Source organism: Sporosarcina gallistercoris (assembly GCF_050459885.1).
GTDB lineage: Bacteria > Bacillota > Bacilli > Bacillales_A > Planococcaceae > Sporosarcina > Sporosarcina gallistercoris_A.
In genome coordinates, this window is the sequence record NZ_JBCMNO010000007.1 from 120,984 (window position 1) to 136,779 (window position 15,796).

Here is a 15,796-nt window from a genome sequence, read left to right on the forward strand (position 1 = left end):
TTATGAAATCATCTACATTTTTTGCAGGGTTGGCTGTCGGTTCAGTTGCTGCTGCTATTACAGTTCTCTACTCAACACCACAGTCCGGAAGTGAAATGCGTTCATCCGTTGCCACTGCATCAGCCGATATGATGGCAAAGCTGAAGGACGTGAAAGGCAGAGTCAATGAGTTAAAAGATTCCGTTTCGGATTTTGCAAACGAAAACGTCCAGCCTGCTATTGAAGGGGTTAAAGATTCCGTAGGCGGTTGGCGCACTGCGGATGCGGGTTCACGGAACCGGTTAGAGAGCGAGATTCAAGAAATCCAATCTGCAATTGAAGAACTTGAGCGTTCAGTTGCCGCACAACAAAATAATTGATAAGACTTGAAAGCATCCTTATTTTCGGGGATGCTTTTTTAAGTTGTCATGACAATTGAAACGAATTGAATTATTTTTCAATTCTAACTTTTTTATTTGTTGCTTTCCTGCTATAATGAAAACATCTCTATAAAACAGGAAGTAGGTGCTTGCATGTCCGAACAAGAGTATTCCTTTAAGGAAGCAATGATTTACACTCAACGCCTTGCACAGATGTCAAAAGCGTTGTGGAAAGCGGTTGAAAAAGATTGGCAACAATGGATAAAACCTTATGACTTGAATATTAACGAACACCACATACTTTGGATTGCCTATCATCTACAAGGTGCTACCATCTCAGATATAGCAAAGTTCGGGGTCATGCATGTATCTACTGCATTCAACTTTTCAAAAAAGCTAGAGCAGCGAGGATACTTGAAATTCTTCAAAAAAAGAAGATGATCGCCGGAATACATATGTCCTTGTCACAGATCACGGCGAAAGTTTGATCAAAGAAATGACCGCAAATTACTTCGTCTCCGATCATTCGATTCTGGATGGTTCACTTCCGATCAAAAACCTATATGGGAAGTTCCCTGAGTTTTTGGAAGTCATGTCCGTCATTCGCAATGTCTATGGAGAAGATTTTATGGAAATTTTCGAAAAGGGATTCGAAAGCCTTGGTGAAACTTTTCAAGAAGAAGACGGGCATCGTACTGCACTTGCCAATGAACTGAAACTCGCATCCGGTGAGGATAAATAATTCCCAAATCCCCGCTTGGTCTGCTATGATGGGAAGAGATGTCCAAAGGGGGTATGCACGTGATTTTGATAATAACTGTTCTCTTTTCACTATTCTACTTGTTCCAAATCAACAAAATGACGTTCGCGCTCTGCGAATCACGAGAAATTCCTGAAGAAAAGCAAAATAAAATATATGCAACTGTAAATGTACTGATTACCATTTTAATGTTGTCACTTTACGTTGAAGTCTTTTTGAAGGTATAAATAAAATAAAAAGGAAAAGTCCACCCCGTAAAACGGGATGGACTTTTTTCATGTTTTAGTACAAATAAGCCGCGCCTACAATGATCAATAGAATGAACAGGACAACCAACAATGCGAATCCAGATCCTGCTCCAGTACCTCCAGCGTATCCACTCATCGAAGCACCCCCTCTCTTCTTTTGTATCTTATGCGAACCCCTTTTCAATAGTTGGGCGAATTTAGCGGGAACTTTTTTGTGCTCAATTCGTTTGTATGTTATAGTGGCACTTGTTAATTACATTTACAGAGGAGTAATAAAACTATGAAAAAAACAGTCCTATCGTTCACGTTGGCAGCATCTGTTCTCGCTCTCTCGGCTTGTTCAGGGAATGCTTCCGATGATGAAGCAATCGTTACATCCAAAGATGGAGATATAACAAAGAGTGAATTTTACCAAGAGATGAAAGATTCCGTTGGTGAGCAAGCACTGCAAATGATGGTTATTGAAAAGGTCCTCGAATCAAAATATGATGTATCCGACAAAGATGTGCAGGCAGAATACGATGACGTCAAAAAACAGCTTGGCGACAATTTCGATCAATACCTTGCACAGCAGCAACAAACTGCAGAAGGATTCAAAAAAGCAATCAAGCTAAATAAACTTCAAGAAGCAGCGCTTACAGATGGAATTAAAGTAAGCGATGAAGAACTTAACAACTATCTAGAACAAAAGAATACAGAAGTTAAAGCTAGTCACATCTTGGTTGCAGACGAAGAGAAGGCTAAAGAAGTGAAGAAGAAAGCAGACGCTGGTGAAGATTTCGCGAAGCTTGCAAAAGAATATTCCACTGAAGAAGGCGCTGCTGAATCAGGTGGCGAACTTGGATGGTTTGGTCAAGGTAAAATGGTCCAAGAATTCTGGGATGCTGCTGTAGCAATGGAAAAAGGAAAAATCAGCGAACCGGTTCAATCGGAGTTTGGTTACCATATCATCAAATTAGAAGATAAGCGTAAAGCAGATGACAAAGAACCTTCAAAAGCAGAAAAAGAAAAAGCGAAACAAGAGCTGAAGCTTACAAAAGCGGATACTAGCACAATTGTCGACAAAGTTGGGAAGCTCATAAAAGACGCAGATGTAAAAGTGAATGACAAAGATTTGAAATCTGCAATGGACATGTTCAATCAAAGCAAGACCGATGCTAAGGAAGACAGCGCGGATGTAGAAGGCGAAGAGAAGTAAGTTTAAATAAGCTGCATGGTCTGTCAGATATTCTGATAGACCATGCAGTTTTTTTGCGGGAGTGGTGTTGATTATGGTGATCAACACGCTCGTTCCCGCGGGAATTCACTTTCTCACACCCGTATCCATGATCGCGACCAATCCTTCTTTCCCTAATTCAAAACCAAGACTGATTGGTGGGCTCCGCTTCGCTGCGCATTTAGGGAAGCGGAGTGCAGGTATACGGATTTCCCCCTTAACCCGATTGTTTCCTCTTGCAACCCGATCGTTTCCTCCTGCCACCCGCTCGTTTCCACACGCTACCCGCTCATTTCCTCTTGCCACCCGCTCGTTTCCTCACGCTACCCGCTCCTTTCCTCCTGCCACCCGCTCCTTTCCTCCTACAACCCGCTCCTTTCCTCACGCTACCCGCTCCTTTCCTCATGCAACCCGATCGTTTCCTCCTGCTACCCGATCGTTTCCTCCTGCTACCCGCTCCTTTCCTCCTGCTACCCGCTCATTTCCACATTCAACCCGATCATTCCACCGAGCAACCCGCTCATTCCACCATTGCCCCCCATCTCATTCCAAGAGTTATTTCCGTTTTCAATCATGATAACCCGATTTCCCCCACTCCCCATCCCAACACAAAAGGAGCTTCCGAGGAAGCTCCTTTTGTGTTGGTTATTCAAATGTAGGCTTGTAGAATGAACGATTCTCCAAGGGGAAGATGCGTTCAGAAAACTCTCCAGGCGCAGTTTTGCTCATTGCTCGGTTTAGCATATTCATCTTAGCATCGATATTGTCGATGTAGTGGAGCATTTCCGCTTCAGGCAACATAGGACGTTTCGGGCTGCCCCACTCTTCTTTCCCGTGATGGGAAAGCACCATGTGCTGAAGGAGCATCACTTCTTCTCCAGACACATCCAGCTCATCTGCAGCTTTAGAGATTTCGGTTACCATAATACTAATATGACCTAGCAAATTTCCTTCTACTGTGTAGTGAGCTGCAACCGGTCCGGATAATTCGATAACTTTTCCGATATCATGCAAAATCACGCCTGAATACAATAAATCCTTGTTCAGCGTTGGATACAGATCCGCCACCGCTTTGGATAGCTTCAACATGGAAACTACGTGATCGAGTAATCCTGATACATAATCATGATGGTTCCGTGTTGCTGCAGGATACATCATGAACGCTTCCTGATGTTTCTTGATCAAGTGACGGGTGATCCGTTGAATCTGTGGGTTCTTCATTTCAAAGAAGAACTGCATTAACTCATCCATCAGATCCTCTTTACTTTTTTCAGCAGAAGGTACGAGATCGGACATCGTGATTCCTTCTTCTGCTTTCGCAGGGCGGATGCTCTTAATGCGAAGTTGGTTCTTCCCGCGATACTCGTGCACTTCACCGCCTACCCGCACAATTTCAGCAGCTGCATACAAACGCTCCTGCTCTTCTCCTGTATCCCAAAGCTTGGCTTCCAAATCTCCGCTTTTGTCTTGCAGCACAAGTGACATGAACGGACTGCCTTGCTGAGTGACGCCTTTTGTGGATTGCTTGATGAACAAAAATAAATCTACCGGTTCTCCTACTTTATGATCTAATAGTTTTTTCATAATGCAACTCCTTCTGGTGTGCTTCCAATTTCGGAAACATTGATAATTTTAGCTTCTGGCCAATGAGACGCAAGTGTCTCATGACAAGTGAATATGAGAAACTGATGATCTGAAGATAATTCAGATATGAGTTGAGTCATATGAGATAGCCGTTTCGCATCGAAATGGACAAATGGATCGTCCATAATAATAGGAAACGGAGCTTGTTCCGCTAACTCGACCGCAAGCGATAGCCTAAGGGCAACATACGCTTGCTCTTTTGTTGCTTGGCTCAATTCCGCAATCGCGAACGGTTGACCGTCCTTGCGCAATGCTTGAAATTGCCCATCCGGATGGATTTCGAGTTGGGTATACTGTCCAGCTGTCAACTGAGCGAACAGGTTGTTTGCACGTGTTAACACAGCCGGCAATTTTTTCTCTTTCAATTCTCCCATCGTTTGACGGATTGCTTCAGCCGCTGTTTGCCGACTTGACCAGGAAATCGCCAATGCATTGAATTCCGCTTTTTTGTTCTCATATAGCTGTTGTGTATGAAGATGAGCATCATCGGAAAGCAGCGCTTCCGTTTTATGCAGTAACGCAGCACGTTCCTCTGTCAGCTGCTTAATCGTTTGTTCTGCAGCTGACAAACGTTCTTCGGACACTTCAAGCTGTTGCCGGATCCAACCTTCATCATCGCCAAATTCATCTACCAACTGAAGCGTCTTCAACTGGTCATTCAATCCGTTCAGATTCAGTTGTAATGTTTGGCAATGTTGCCATCGATCATATGCGTCATAGAATGATTGTTTGTCAGAAACGCCTGCCTGCTCAAATAATTGCTGCTCTTGTGTGTGATACGCCTGCAGTTCAAGCTTCTTCCCTTCGATTGTTCTTGAGAATTCCTTGACTTGCCGTTCATACGTTTCTGCCGAAAGCGATGCATCCCGCAGTTTCCGAGCCTCTTGCCTGATTAAAGTATACAGGTCCGCTTCGGGAACTTCACGCGCAAGCACTGTCCGGGCATACTCAAGGTGCTGCCCGACTTTCTTTTGGATTTCCTGTTGATCGTTCAACCGCTCGATCCGCACCCGATCCGTTTCTTGTAACTGACGTACCAAACGGAACAACTCGGGAATCGCTCCAATTCCCGTATCAGCAGACAAACCACATTGAAGAAGTTCTCCTGAAAGTTGCCTGCGTAAATTCGTACCTTTACGGAGTAAGTCTGCTAAATCGCTTCGCAGGGAGTCCATGTCCATCGAATGCCCATCAGCTGTCAGTTTCAGCTGTTCTGATTTTCGGATGAAATCATCCGTCCTCTTGCACAGTTCTTCAAATGCCTCTTCTTTGCCTTCATACGCTTTTACAAGTACCTTCATCTCTTTCATGCGTTCGTCCGAATGCACAGGACCTTCTTTCTTTTGCCTCAGTCCATAGCCGCTCATTGCCGCAATCAGCACACCTAGTGCAACGATGACCCACTGTTGCTGTAAAAGACCATAACCTGCCACTAGAATTGCAGCTCCAAGCAGAATCCATATGATTGTTTTCGAAGTATCTTGTTGTGCTTCCCGTGCAAAAGACACATACGCTTTCGCTTCAGAAAGACGCGCTCGTACAGATGGCCATTTTGCTGCTTGCGCTTGTTCCTCTGGAGTTGGCGCTTCAGCGTTCAGCCTCTCAAGTTGCTGAACGGTCCTGCGTTCCATCTCTTCAGCACGCCGCAATTCCAGCTGACTGGACTGAACTGCACGTTCTGTTTGTTCTACGCGTTCTGCCAATTCCTGAAGGCGCTGCTCTTCAGTGAACGAACTATCCAGTTGCAAAAGAGCCTCAACTTCAGATGAATCCGTTGCACCGAGAAGACCAAGCAGCCGCTGTCGTTCAGATGTCAACCGTGTAATATCAGCCTTTGAACCGACAAGCTCCTGTTGAAGTACTTGCCAATCAGGTTCTTTCGCAAGCAATGCCTCTACTGCGGATTCCTGTTCTTTTTGCCCTTCTTTTCGCAGCTGATCCTGCACATCTTGCAATTGAAATGACGCCCGAGTGAGTACGGCTTCCGCTTCATGTTTTTTACTTTCCAACATTTCTTGTTCCCGGATGCCATTCGGGGGGAAGTCCTTCTTACCGAGCTCTTCGATTTCAGAAAGCAGTCGATTTCTGTTCTCAATGAGCGGAATTCGCAATAGAGCACTCTCAAGTTTTTTTGACTCCGCTTGATAATTCTGCATCGTACTGCGTTCCGCAACCAGTTGCCGTTCCACTACTTCCATGCGTATTACAGCAGGTTCGTATTCATCCACCTTTGCCCTTTGCGATTTGAGTATCTCTTCCAAGTCGCGAAGTTCTTTTAGCAGCACATTCATTTGAGGGTTTTTTCCTGATTTTTTAAATAGGTCGGCTTTTTCTTTCTCAAGCTTTTTTTCTAATTGAAGCAAGGAATCGATCCCCGTAGTGCCTGAGGACAGCAACGTGCGGCTTAGCTCATCGGAATCCATGTGCTCCAATCCTTGGAGCTGAAACAACGAAAACGAAAAAACAGACTCAAAAGCTGTTCGATCGTACTGGCGCAATAGATCATTGAGTTCCGCTTGCCCCCCTATTGCTCCATCCTCGAATCGGACAGTTATATCTCCAGCTGATTTCCCCCGAATCCGTTCTACTTCAACCACACCGAACTTTTTATCGCGGAGGACAATTTTCCCGCCATAGCGAGACCCGGTTTTCGGTTCATAGCGCAACAGCGCATTGTTTTTAGGAGGGAATCCAAATAATAAGTGCAAGATGAATTGGTAAATGGTCGTTTTCCCGGCTTCATTCTCCCCGTAAAACACCGTGACTCCATCACCCAGCTCCATCGTCACATTGCTGTGGCGGCCGAATCCATAGATTGTTAACCGCTCAATCTTCATAGCGCGTCACCTCTGTTTTCATATCGACAACTCATTGGAAATGAGTTTCCCAGCTTCTCTACGCAATTCTTCTTGCATTTCAGAAGATAATGGAGACAAATAAGAACCGGACCGTGCATGCTGATACACATCCTGCAGCACCGTTTTCCAATCGTCTTCCTCCCATTTTTCCATCTGCTCTTTTACGGATCGGACGAGTGGAGATTCCGGCGAAAGCGGACTCTTCTGGTACGACTCAACTATGAGTTCTGAAAACCAGACATTGCGTTCAGCTGAATCACGCAGCACGTCCAGCCATTCGTCGTCTGATGAACCACTGAACAAATAAGACGCTTCCGATCCCATATTCACGTTGTGTACACGGAGAATACTCGCACCATTCCGCTCAACGACTTCAGTCGCTGCATTTTGACAGGCGGTCAGCCACTCATTGGCAAGACTCATTCCCTTGCAATCGATTTCAATTTCATCGAACACCAGAACCGATGTCGGAACGAATTTCAGTGCCGCCTGATCCGGTTCCAATTCCACCTCGTAAAAGCCTTTCACTCCTTGTTCGTTGCGGTGACGGCCTTGTAAGTTACCGGGATAGACAATCGGAGGCTCATTATGTAAAAGCTGCCGTTTATGGATATGGCCAAGCGCCCAATACTGATAGCCTTTGTCCAGCAACGCTTCTTTTGTGAATGGTGCATAGACGGCATGCGTTTCTTCTCCGGCGATACTGCCATGAAGCATGCCGATATCGAGGGTCCCCGGTTCACGATCCGATTTCGGGTAATGTCCAATCATCACTTCTTTAATGTGCCGCTCTTTATAGCTGAATCCATGGATCCTGATTCGCTGACCACGGATAATGAGTTCTGCGGTTTCCACTTCAGGACCGAATACCGTTACGTTGTCCGGTAATTGAAAACGCGTCCACTTGCCTCCAAGATGATCATGATTTCCATGGGAGATGAAAACCGGGATATTTGCCCGTTTCAAACGCTCAAGACCGTTGACAAACCGCATTTGTGCACGCAGACTCCGATCTTCTCCATCATAGATATCCCCCACTATAAGAACAAAATCCGGGTTGGCCATCTCCGCATAGCGGATCAGTTTTTCATAGGCTTCGAAAGTGCTTTGACGAAGTTCAGTCAATCGATCTATCGGCATATCCGTAATTCCTTTAAATGGACTGTCTAAGTGCAAGTCCGCGGTATGCAAGAATCGGATCATTATTAAGGGGCACCTCCTGAAACGAATATTTGTTCTAATTTTACCATATTTCAACTGGTTACGCGACAGCAATCCAGAGATTCCTGCTTGGAACAACGCAATAAAAAGCAGAGGAATCAAACTCACCTCTGCTGGATATCGCTGCAAATCATTTGCTATTATTCTTTCCCTAACTGAATCGCTTTCTTAATATCCTTCAATGATCGGGATGGACCGTACATCAGGACACCTCCACGATAGACACGAGCACCGAACCATCCGAGTACAAAGATGGTGACAAGCATAATCGCAATCGCAAGTAGGGGTTCCCACATCGGTAAATCCAGCATGCCGACCCGTAAAAACATGACCAATGGCGTGAAGAACGGGAAGAACGAAGCGTACTTCAAGTATACAAGTTCAGGATTTCCAAGGCCGGACGCAGCTAATATGAAGGCGGCAACAATCATCAGAGTCATCGGCATGATCATCTGCTGGACGTCTTCTGTACGGCTTACGAGAGAACCTAGAAGAGCAGCTAATGTTGCATACAAGAAATAGCCGAGCAAGAAGAACACAACTGCATAAATAAGCGTCATAGGGTTAATGTCCGTGAAGTTGAAGAAACTGCCGATTCCCTCTGTCGCTTCTGAAGCAGCCGTTTTAAAGGCAATGAATCCCGCAATCCCGTAAATCAAGATTTGAACAATGCCAAGTGTCCCGATTCCGAGTACTTTTGCAAACATATGCTTGACTGGCGATACACTGGAAATCAGGATTTCCATTACACGTGAGGATTTCTCAGTTGCGACTTCCGTTGCGATCATTCCTGAATAGAGGATGACAGCAAAGTAAATCACGAACATGAGCACATACACTAAAATCCGTGCCTGATTCAACTCATCTTCAGATTTGGCTGAAGCGGAAATATTATTCTTTTCAAAGTTTACTTGTGTAAAAAGAGAATCGACTTGATCACTGGATAAGGAAAGCTCATCCGCTTTAATACCTGACTGGACCGTTTGCAATGCACTTTTCAAAGACTCCGGAAGACTTGTTTCTATGCTGCTGAGAGTCGTATACTTCGCTTGGATCGTGTTCGATTCATCCAAGGACAATGTTAAAAACGAATCGATGTCTTCAGAACGAACTTGTTTTTCAAGCGCCTTCTCACTCTCCTCTGCCGGCTCCAGCGTAATGTCTGACTCATTCGCTTGGAGTACTGCAGCAAGTGGATCCTCGAGTTTACCGCTCGTATCGATCACTTTCAGTGCAGTCGGTTCGTCACCGCCGATTCCGTCAATCGAATCGAGGATCCTTGGCAGATTGGACAACAAGAAGATGCCCGCAACGACTAGCAATGTCGTGATGAAGAACGACTTCGTTTTTGCTTTCGTCATGAACGCCTGTTTAAATATAATCCAGAATTCACGCATGTTCCTTCCCCACCTTTGCAATGAAGATATCTTGAAGAGTCGGCTCTTCAATTTCAAATTGTCGGACCGGACCGGCTTTCAATGCCTCAGTAAGAAGCAGTTCCGCCGTCTTATCGGAATCCACCTGGTACACGGCTCCTTCAACCGTAGGACTGGCAGTAATGACACCTGGAATCCGTGCAAGTGCATCCAATTCGTAATCCGAGCGGATTCGCACATTTTGTTTGCCGAATGACCGCTTCACTTCTTTCAATGTTCCACTCACAATTTGCTTCCCGTGGTCGATTATACTGAATTGCTCACACAGTTCTTCCACATGATCCATCCGATGGCTGGAGAAGACAATCGTCGCTCCGTCATTCCGGATATCCAAAATCGCTTTTTTTAACATTTCCACGTTCACAGGGTCAAGCCCCGAGAATGGTTCATCCAGTATGATCAGTTTCGGCTGATGCAAAAGTGCTGCGATCACTTGTATTTTTTGCTGATTCCCTTTTGACAGTTCCTCCACTTTTTTGTTCAGGTATTGCGGTACTTCAAAACGATCGAGCCATCCTCCAATTTCCCGTTTCGCATCGGACCGTTTCATGCCTCGCAGCTCCGCTAAGAAGAGCAACTGTTCTTCGACCTTCATTTTCGGATATAATCCGCGCTCTTCAGGAAGATATCCAATCTGAGGGCTCGTTGCATAAGAAATCGGTTTCCCATTCCACGTGATATGCCCTTCGTTCGGTGTCAGCAGACCGAGAATCATACGGAATGTTGTTGTTTTACCAGCACCGTTCGCACCAAGAAATCCATACATCGTTCCTTCTCCGACTGAAAGCGAAAGGTCATCCACGGCTGTGAAGTCACCGAATCGTTTCGTCACGTGTTCAATTTGCAATGACATAGTCATATTCCTCCCCATTCCCCTATATTGAAGATTGCGAGTTCCGTAACCTTCTTTTCAATTCTTTCGTAATCTTACAGACTATCACAATACTTATCCTATAATTTTTTGTTATAAATGAGAACCGCAATAAGATAGGACAGCAGTCCAACTACATACAAAATCGCTAGGAACATGGATGCAAGCTTCCAGCCCTCGATCAAAATCGCTGCAATTGCTAACATATAGGACAATCCTACGAAAACACTCCAGGAAGCCGTTCTTGCTTTCATATGTACTTTTTCATACCGTTCATCGAATAACCGGGATTTTTTCCCTCTTCGCCAAACAAGGAACATGATAATAGATACACCTCCGACACCTGTAACGAATCCTGCAGCGGTTGACACCCAATCCATTTCGGTTTCTCCTTCCGTGCTTCTATTCCATTTCTTCCGGATCAAAAATTTCTTCAATAGTCCGATTGAACAACTTGGCAATTTTAAATGCCAAAATAAGTGAAGGATTATACCTTCCTTTTTCAAGAGAAATAACCGTCTGCCTAGACACTTCCAAACTTTCAGAAAGTTCATCTTGCGTAAGACCCTTCTCCATTCGAATCTCTCGTATCAAGTTTTTCACTCGTCGTGCACTCTCCCTTCCCATCTTTCATACATAACAAGGGATCTCTTTCTATAGTAAAGGTGACTTTACGTAAAGCTTACTTTACTACTAGTTGATTGTCAAGTAAACTTTACGAGTAACTCACTCCAGAACAATTCAGGTCTAGCAGCAATAATCACTGTACATACAAACTGCCTTCACCGACCTATTTCAACCACCTAGTAACCAAATAGAGACTATGCAAAAAATACAATTATATATGTGGAACTAAAAATTCCTATACTGCTCAATTTTTCAAGTAGTGTGGAACGCAAGGCGTCGACTCCGGAGGGATCAGAAAAAGCGAAGAGGAGCACAGATTTTTGAAGAACCGGTAGGAAGCAACGCGTCCTCCTGGAGCGGAAAACAATGGATGGCGGATTGTATAATTCAATTTTTTAGCGATGAATGACTATTCATTTTTATCAAAAAACGTGTATACTATAGGAAAAGAAGAGGAGTGGATGGTTGTGAGGACATACAAACTAACGGCTTATGAAAAGACTGGAAAAATGATTGCAGACGAAACGTTTACTGCTGAATCGGATGAGGCGGCGAAAGTGAAAGGACAATCGTTGCTGGAAGAGCAGAACTTGCTAGATCAGACCCATCGACTCGCTTCACCTGCTGGTAAATTACTGCTGTTTCATGTTTGAAGTGTTTTTCTGTACAGTGTGCTATTCTGTAAACAATCAGATAGGAGGCGCACAAGATGAAGATCGCTTTAATAGCCCACGATGAAAAGAAAGATGAAATGGTAAACTTCACGATTGCTTATGAATCGATATTTGAGAACTTTACGCTTTACGCCACTGGAACTACCGGAAAACGAATTATGGAAGAAACCAATCTTCAAGTGAATCGCATGAATTCCGGACCACTTGGCGGCGATCAGCAAATCGGTGCGATGGTGGCTACAGGGGAGCTGGACCTCATTCTATTCTTCCGTGATCCACTGACTGCCCAGCCCCACGAACCCGACGTCAGTGCATTGCTGCGCCTATGTGACGTTTACGGGATCCCGCTTGCAACGAATATTGCGACCGCTGAGCTGCTCATCCGAGCTATTGAAAAAGGCTACTTTCAATGGCGTGAAACTGTAGATAAATACAAACAAAAGACGCTTGCCCGCTTCGACCGCGGATAAGCGTCTTTTTTTACATTATAGATAAGAATGCAAAGCCCGTTGCAGCGTTCCAAGCGTCTTAGTCTCTCCGTCAAAACGTATGCCGAGCGATGCCATTTTCCTGACGACATCGGGACGAAGCCCGGTAATGACAGTTTGACATCCCATCAGCTTCGTACTTTCGATCACCTTGCCTAGATTATCAATTACTTCATGTTCCATATCCGAGATCCCTGATAAATCGAGTATCAGGGTTTGTATGTGAAGACGACTGATTTCGTTCAATACTTTTTCTTGAATTACCGTCGTCCTGTAATAATCAAGCATTCCGATAAGCGGTAAAATACTTGTCGTCGGCGTAATTGGAATAATAGGAACGGATAGGTTTTCCACAAGATTTTTCTGGGCTTTGATCTCTTCATCTTTGAATGAAGAATAACTGATGAAAAATGCATTTAAGAAATGGTCTAATCTGGAATTGATCTTCTTTTCAAGAACGAAAAAGTCGTTCAATGAAAATTCATCAGTATTCTGCTTTATGTACTCTTGTATAAAATCCCATAATGTCCGTCGGATTGCAGATACCCACTCAAGTTTGAATGCAAGAGTCAGTGAATGCTTCGCCCAAGCAATTCCTTCCTTTTTAGCAAAGGCTTCCAACTCATCTTGTTTGGCTTCGATGACATAGGCAACAAGTTTATGTGCATTTTCGATCAAATCTATATTACCTATCCGGAGAATTTCTTCGATTCGATCATTGACAGTCACTGCTTGCATTAGGAGCTCACGTTCGAAATCATCTCTATTCTCACTCATAAACTGATCCACTTTAGGACTAACGCGATCACTGGACATCCTGTTGCCTCCTTCATTAACACGTTAAATCATTACAAACATTTTTAACTATTCCCTTTTTCCACATTTCCAAACCTTTTTTATCAATTTCAATCAAAATCAAAACCGGCAGTCCTCTACATGGGATGCCGGTTCTGTTCCATCAGTTCCCAGAAAACACAGGTTGCCGTTTCTCCACGAATGCACGAATGCCTTCCAAATGGTCTGCTGTATTCCGCATCGCTATTTGTGATTCACTTTCCAACTGAAGCATATGCTCAAGCTCATCTCGCTTACTTTCATGTAATATCCTTTTGGAAGCAATCATTGCAGCAATCGGTGTACTGAGCAATGAGGTGGCCACTTGACTCGCAGCAAGTTCTGCTTGTCCGGTAGGAACGAGTTCATCCACAAGACCCGCCGCTTTCGCTGTCTTCGCATCGAGGACTTCCCCGCCCCAAATCATTTTCTTTGCATTGGTTGTGCCAATTCGCTCTTTCAAGAAGAAATGTCCTCCGCCATCCGGTACGAGCCCGATGCCGATAAAGTTCATCGCCAATTTACTGTCTTCCTCCGCAACGAGAATATCGCAACCAAGCGCCAGACTGAAACCAAGTCCAGCAGCGGAACCGTGGATGACTGCAATCGTGATTTGCGGCAGCAAGTAGAGTGTCTTCGCTAGGCGTGTAATATGTTGCATGACCTCTCCCATATCCATCGGGGATTCGGGATTGATCATCTTTTTAATATCGCCACCTGCTGAAAAGGTTCTGCCTGCTCCCTTAATGAGCAGAACCTGGATTTCCTGATCGGACTTAAGTTCTTCAAATGCATCTGCCAATTCCCTCATCATCACATCATCCATTGCATTCATTGCGTTCGGCCGGTTCAATGTAAGTGTCGCAATCCGATTATCTCTTTTAAGTTCTATTGTCTGAAACATAATCGCTCCCCTTTTCCCTTTTTAATTGATTTCATTTAATAACTGAATAGTCATTCACTCCTTGAATTCGGGACAGAAGGAGAAACTCCTTTATTTTGAGACGGACTGGGGGAAAATTTCGTCCAGCAACTCTAATTTTCTTTCTATGGACTCTTGGTACGACAAGATATAAGCGGCTGGATCTTTCGGATTGTGGAATTGAGTGATCCGTCCCGTTTTCGGATCACGGAATTTACTGGAAGCGCCGCAGCCAATACCGATAATGGACTGCACTTCTTCCATGATCATAATATTATAGATACTTTCTTCGCCTGGTTTTGAATACCCTACGTTCTCTAGATTCCCAAGAATGTTCTTCTGGCGATATAAGTAATAAGGAACGTATCCATTCGCTTCTGTCCATTGTTCGCCCAGTTTCATCATTTGCTCTGCAGTTGGACGATCAGCCACTTCATACTTCTTTTTGTTTCGCGTCATTTCGGAAGCACGTTTAAAGGACAGCGTGTGGATCGTTAATGATTCCGGCTGGAGTTTTTCAGTCTCCTTCAATGAATGGCTGAACTCTTCTATGCCCTCGTTTGGCAGTCCGATGATCAGATCCATATTAATATTGTTCATCCCCATGGAGCGGGATAACTTGAATTTGTCGATGGTTTCTTGGACTGTATGATGACGACCAATCGCTTTCAGAGTTTCGTCCGTATACGATTGGGGATTCACACTAATCCGGTCGATGCCAAACTTTTTAAGTACGTCGATTTTAGCAGGAGTGATCGTATCCGGACGTCCTGCTTCCACCGTGATCTCACGCACTTCTTTCATGAATGGGAAAGAATCGACCATGACTTCATACAACGCATCCATCTCTTCCGCTTCAATCGATGTCGGAGTCCCTCCTCCGAAATAGATGGTTGTCACTTTCACTTTACGTTCTGTAAGCCATTCTCCGAGCTGTCTGATCTCTTCGTGCAGACCATCCAAAAATGTCTCCACACGACCGCTTTTGCGATGGATTGCATACGCAGGGAATGTGCAATAAGCGCATTTCGTCGGACAAAATGGAATCCCGATATAAATACTCACTTCATCCTGAACGTTGTACAGATCAGGTACAGCCGCCAATTGAATGTCTGCAATGGTCTCGAGCAAGTCCACTTTCCGTTCGGACACCCGGTGTTTCTCCATTAACAGTTGCTTCACTTCGCGCGCGCTATGACCTTCCTGGATGTACTTATGATACAGCTTCGTCGGACGGATTCCCGTTAAGATGCCCCACTCTTGGTTCATGCCCGTAAAGGATTCCAAAACTTCCAATAAGACGTGCGAATAGAGCCGTTTCCATTGTCGGTTCTGCTCTTTTTCACCGCCGATTTCAGCAGCCTCTGTGAATTCTGAATGGTACGTTTCTCCTTGGACAGTAAGCTCCGCTGTTACAAGGAGTCGGTTGCCATCTTGACGTTCCTGAAAGCGTAATTCGAGCTCTCCAGTCTCTTCTTTCTTAACGATTTTCGTTTCTTCAAAAAACAGATTCGCCAGGTGGATGAACATCCTTACCCAGTCTTCTTTAAAATCGCCTTGAAGCGCGATAGTTTTCATAATTAGCCCAACTTTCTCCGGAATAGGTGATTCGATTGTCTGTGGTACTCAGTATAGCAA

Annotated in this window: 17 protein-coding genes and 1 pseudogene; 6 read left to right on the forward strand and 12 right to left on the reverse strand. The window is 44.6% G+C overall.

Annotated elements, in window-relative coordinates:
- Positions 1–2: 2 nt before the first annotated feature.
- From ABE021_RS05440 to ABE021_RS05450, 3 genes and pseudogenes are all read left to right on the forward strand, one after another.
- Positions 3–359: a YtxH domain-containing protein gene (locus ABE021_RS05440; RefSeq protein ID WP_430287312.1), complete on the forward strand. Its 357-nt coding sequence runs from the start codon at positions 3–5 to the stop codon at positions 357–359.
- Positions 360–512: 153 nt separating this feature from the next.
- Positions 513–1,101: pseudogene (locus ABE021_RS05445) on the forward strand (HTH-type transcriptional regulator Hpr).
- A gap of 53 nt (positions 1,102–1,154) precedes the next feature.
- Positions 1,155–1,346 (forward strand): hypothetical protein, encoded by a 192-nt coding sequence (locus ABE021_RS05450; protein WP_225217795.1) that lies wholly within the window; start codon positions 1,155–1,157, stop codon positions 1,344–1,346.
- A gap of 55 nt (positions 1,347–1,401) precedes the next feature.
- Here ABE021_RS05450 and ABE021_RS05455 read toward each other — a convergent pair whose 3' ends face one another.
- Positions 1,402–1,503 carry a YjcZ family sporulation protein gene (locus ABE021_RS05455; protein WP_082003340.1) on the reverse strand — a complete coding sequence of 34 codons (102 nt, stop codon included), beginning with the start codon at positions 1,501–1,503 and terminating at the stop codon, positions 1,402–1,404.
- A 144-nt stretch (positions 1,504–1,647) separates the two neighbouring features.
- On the opposite strand from ABE021_RS05455, the gene ABE021_RS05460 reads away from it, so the two are divergent.
- Positions 1,648–2,565 (forward strand): peptidylprolyl isomerase, encoded by a 918-nt coding sequence (locus tag ABE021_RS05460; RefSeq protein WP_430287314.1) that lies wholly within the window; start codon positions 1,648–1,650, stop codon positions 2,563–2,565.
- 105 nt (positions 2,566–2,670) lie between these two features.
- On the opposite strand, the gene ABE021_RS05465 is transcribed toward ABE021_RS05460, so the two are convergent.
- From ABE021_RS05465 to ABE021_RS05500, 8 genes are all read right to left on the reverse strand, one after another.
- Positions 2,671–2,889, reverse strand: coding sequence for a hypothetical protein (locus tag ABE021_RS05465; protein WP_430287316.1), 219 nt, complete (start codon positions 2,887–2,889; stop codon positions 2,671–2,673).
- 339 nt (positions 2,890–3,228) lie between these two features.
- Positions 3,229–4,167, reverse strand: a complete 939-nt coding sequence (yhaM, locus tag ABE021_RS05470) for a 3'-5' exoribonuclease YhaM (RefSeq protein ID WP_430287317.1) — start codon at positions 4,165–4,167, stop codon at positions 3,229–3,231.
- On the reverse strand, positions 4,164–7,064 hold the full coding sequence (locus tag ABE021_RS05475) for an AAA family ATPase (protein WP_430287319.1): 2,901 nt from the start codon (positions 7,062–7,064) through the stop codon (positions 4,164–4,166). Before ABE021_RS05475 ends, yhaM begins: the two co-directional genes overlap by 4 nt.
- A gap of 18 nt (positions 7,065–7,082) precedes the next feature.
- Positions 7,083–8,288, reverse strand: coding sequence for a metallophosphoesterase family protein (locus tag ABE021_RS05480; protein ID WP_430287320.1), 1,206 nt, complete (start codon positions 8,286–8,288; stop codon positions 7,083–7,085).
- Between the two features lie 158 nt (positions 8,289–8,446).
- A complete protein-coding gene (locus ABE021_RS05485) occupies positions 8,447–9,703 on the reverse strand; it encodes an ABC transporter permease (protein WP_430287321.1) in 1,257 nt (418 codons plus the stop codon).
- The gene (locus ABE021_RS05490; RefSeq protein WP_430287322.1) at positions 9,696–10,595 is read right to left on the reverse strand and encodes an ABC transporter ATP-binding protein; all 900 of its coding nucleotides are present in this window, start codon (positions 10,593–10,595) and stop codon (positions 9,696–9,698) included. Before ABE021_RS05490 ends, ABE021_RS05485 begins: the two co-directional genes overlap by 8 nt.
- Positions 10,596–10,693: 98 nt before the next feature.
- Positions 10,694–10,993: a hypothetical protein gene (locus ABE021_RS05495; protein WP_430287325.1), complete on the reverse strand. Its 300-nt coding sequence runs from the start codon at positions 10,991–10,993 to the stop codon at positions 10,694–10,696.
- A gap of 22 nt (positions 10,994–11,015) precedes the next feature.
- Entirely contained in the window at positions 11,016–11,216 is a 201-nt protein-coding gene (locus ABE021_RS05500; protein ID WP_430287326.1) for a helix-turn-helix transcriptional regulator, read from the reverse strand.
- 491 nt (positions 11,217–11,707) lie between these two features.
- On the opposite strand from ABE021_RS05500, the gene ABE021_RS05505 reads away from it, so the two are divergent.
- Both ABE021_RS05505 and mgsA read left to right on the forward strand, forming a co-directional pair.
- Positions 11,708–11,893, forward strand: coding sequence for a YhzD family protein (locus ABE021_RS05505; RefSeq protein ID WP_430287328.1), 186 nt, complete (start codon positions 11,708–11,710; stop codon positions 11,891–11,893).
- A gap of 56 nt (positions 11,894–11,949) precedes the next feature.
- A complete protein-coding gene (mgsA, locus tag ABE021_RS05510; RefSeq protein WP_430287329.1) occupies positions 11,950–12,384 on the forward strand; it encodes a methylglyoxal synthase in 435 nt (144 codons plus the stop codon).
- A gap of 15 nt (positions 12,385–12,399) precedes the next feature.
- On the opposite strand, the gene ABE021_RS05515 is transcribed toward mgsA, so the two are convergent.
- From ABE021_RS05515 to ABE021_RS05525, 3 genes are all read right to left on the reverse strand, one after another.
- A complete protein-coding gene (locus ABE021_RS05515; protein WP_430287330.1) occupies positions 12,400–13,218 on the reverse strand; it encodes an STAS domain-containing protein in 819 nt (272 codons plus the stop codon).
- A gap of 142 nt (positions 13,219–13,360) precedes the next feature.
- On the reverse strand, positions 13,361–14,143 hold the full coding sequence (locus ABE021_RS05520; protein ID WP_430287359.1) for an enoyl-CoA hydratase: 783 nt from the start codon (positions 14,141–14,143) through the stop codon (positions 13,361–13,363).
- An 87-nt stretch (positions 14,144–14,230) separates the two neighbouring features.
- On the reverse strand, positions 14,231–15,736 hold the full coding sequence (locus ABE021_RS05525; protein ID WP_430287331.1) for a coproporphyrinogen III oxidase: 1,506 nt from the start codon (positions 15,734–15,736) through the stop codon (positions 14,231–14,233).
- Between the last annotated feature and the right edge of the window lie 60 nt (positions 15,737–15,796).

Bases quoted from the DNA above. Each gene is read 5' to 3' on its own strand.
- ABE021_RS05495 (WP_430287325.1), bottom strand. From the start codon at position 10,993: ATGGATTGGGTGTCAACCGCTGCAGGATTCGTTACAGGTGTCGGAGGT.
- yhaM (WP_430287317.1), bottom strand. From the start codon at position 4,167: ATGAAAAAACTATTAGATCATAAAGTAGGAGAACCGGTAGATTTATTT.
- ABE021_RS05475 (WP_430287319.1), bottom strand. From the start codon at position 7,064: ATGAAGATTGAGCGGTTAACAATCTATGGATTCGGCCGCCACAGCAAT.
- mgsA (WP_430287329.1), top strand. From the start codon at position 11,950: ATGAAGATCGCTTTAATAGCCCACGATGAAAAGAAAGATGAAATGGTA.
- ABE021_RS05460 (WP_430287314.1), top strand. From the start codon at position 1,648: ATGAAAAAAACAGTCCTATCGTTCACGTTGGCAGCATCTGTTCTCGCT.
- ABE021_RS05525 (WP_430287331.1), bottom strand. From the start codon at position 15,736: ATGAAAACTATCGCGCTTCAAGGCGATTTTAAAGAAGACTGGGTAAGG.
- ABE021_RS05480 (WP_430287320.1), bottom strand. From the start codon at position 8,288: ATGATCCGATTCTTGCATACCGCGGACTTGCACTTAGACAGTCCATTT.
- ABE021_RS05490 (WP_430287322.1), bottom strand. From the start codon at position 10,595: ATGTCATTGCAAATTGAACACGTGACGAAACGATTCGGTGACTTCACA.
- ABE021_RS05485 (WP_430287321.1), bottom strand. From the start codon at position 9,703: ATGCGTGAATTCTGGATTATATTTAAACAGGCGTTCATGACGAAAGCA.
- ABE021_RS05440 (WP_430287312.1), top strand. From the start codon at position 3: ATGAAATCATCTACATTTTTTGCAGGGTTGGCTGTCGGTTCAGTTGCT.
- ABE021_RS05450 (WP_225217795.1), top strand. From the start codon at position 1,155: ATGCACGTGATTTTGATAATAACTGTTCTCTTTTCACTATTCTACTTG.
- ABE021_RS05515 (WP_430287330.1), bottom strand. From the start codon at position 13,218: ATGTCCAGTGATCGCGTTAGTCCTAAAGTGGATCAGTTTATGAGTGAG.
- ABE021_RS05455 (WP_082003340.1), bottom strand. From the start codon at position 1,503: ATGAGTGGATACGCTGGAGGTACTGGAGCAGGATCTGGATTCGCATTG.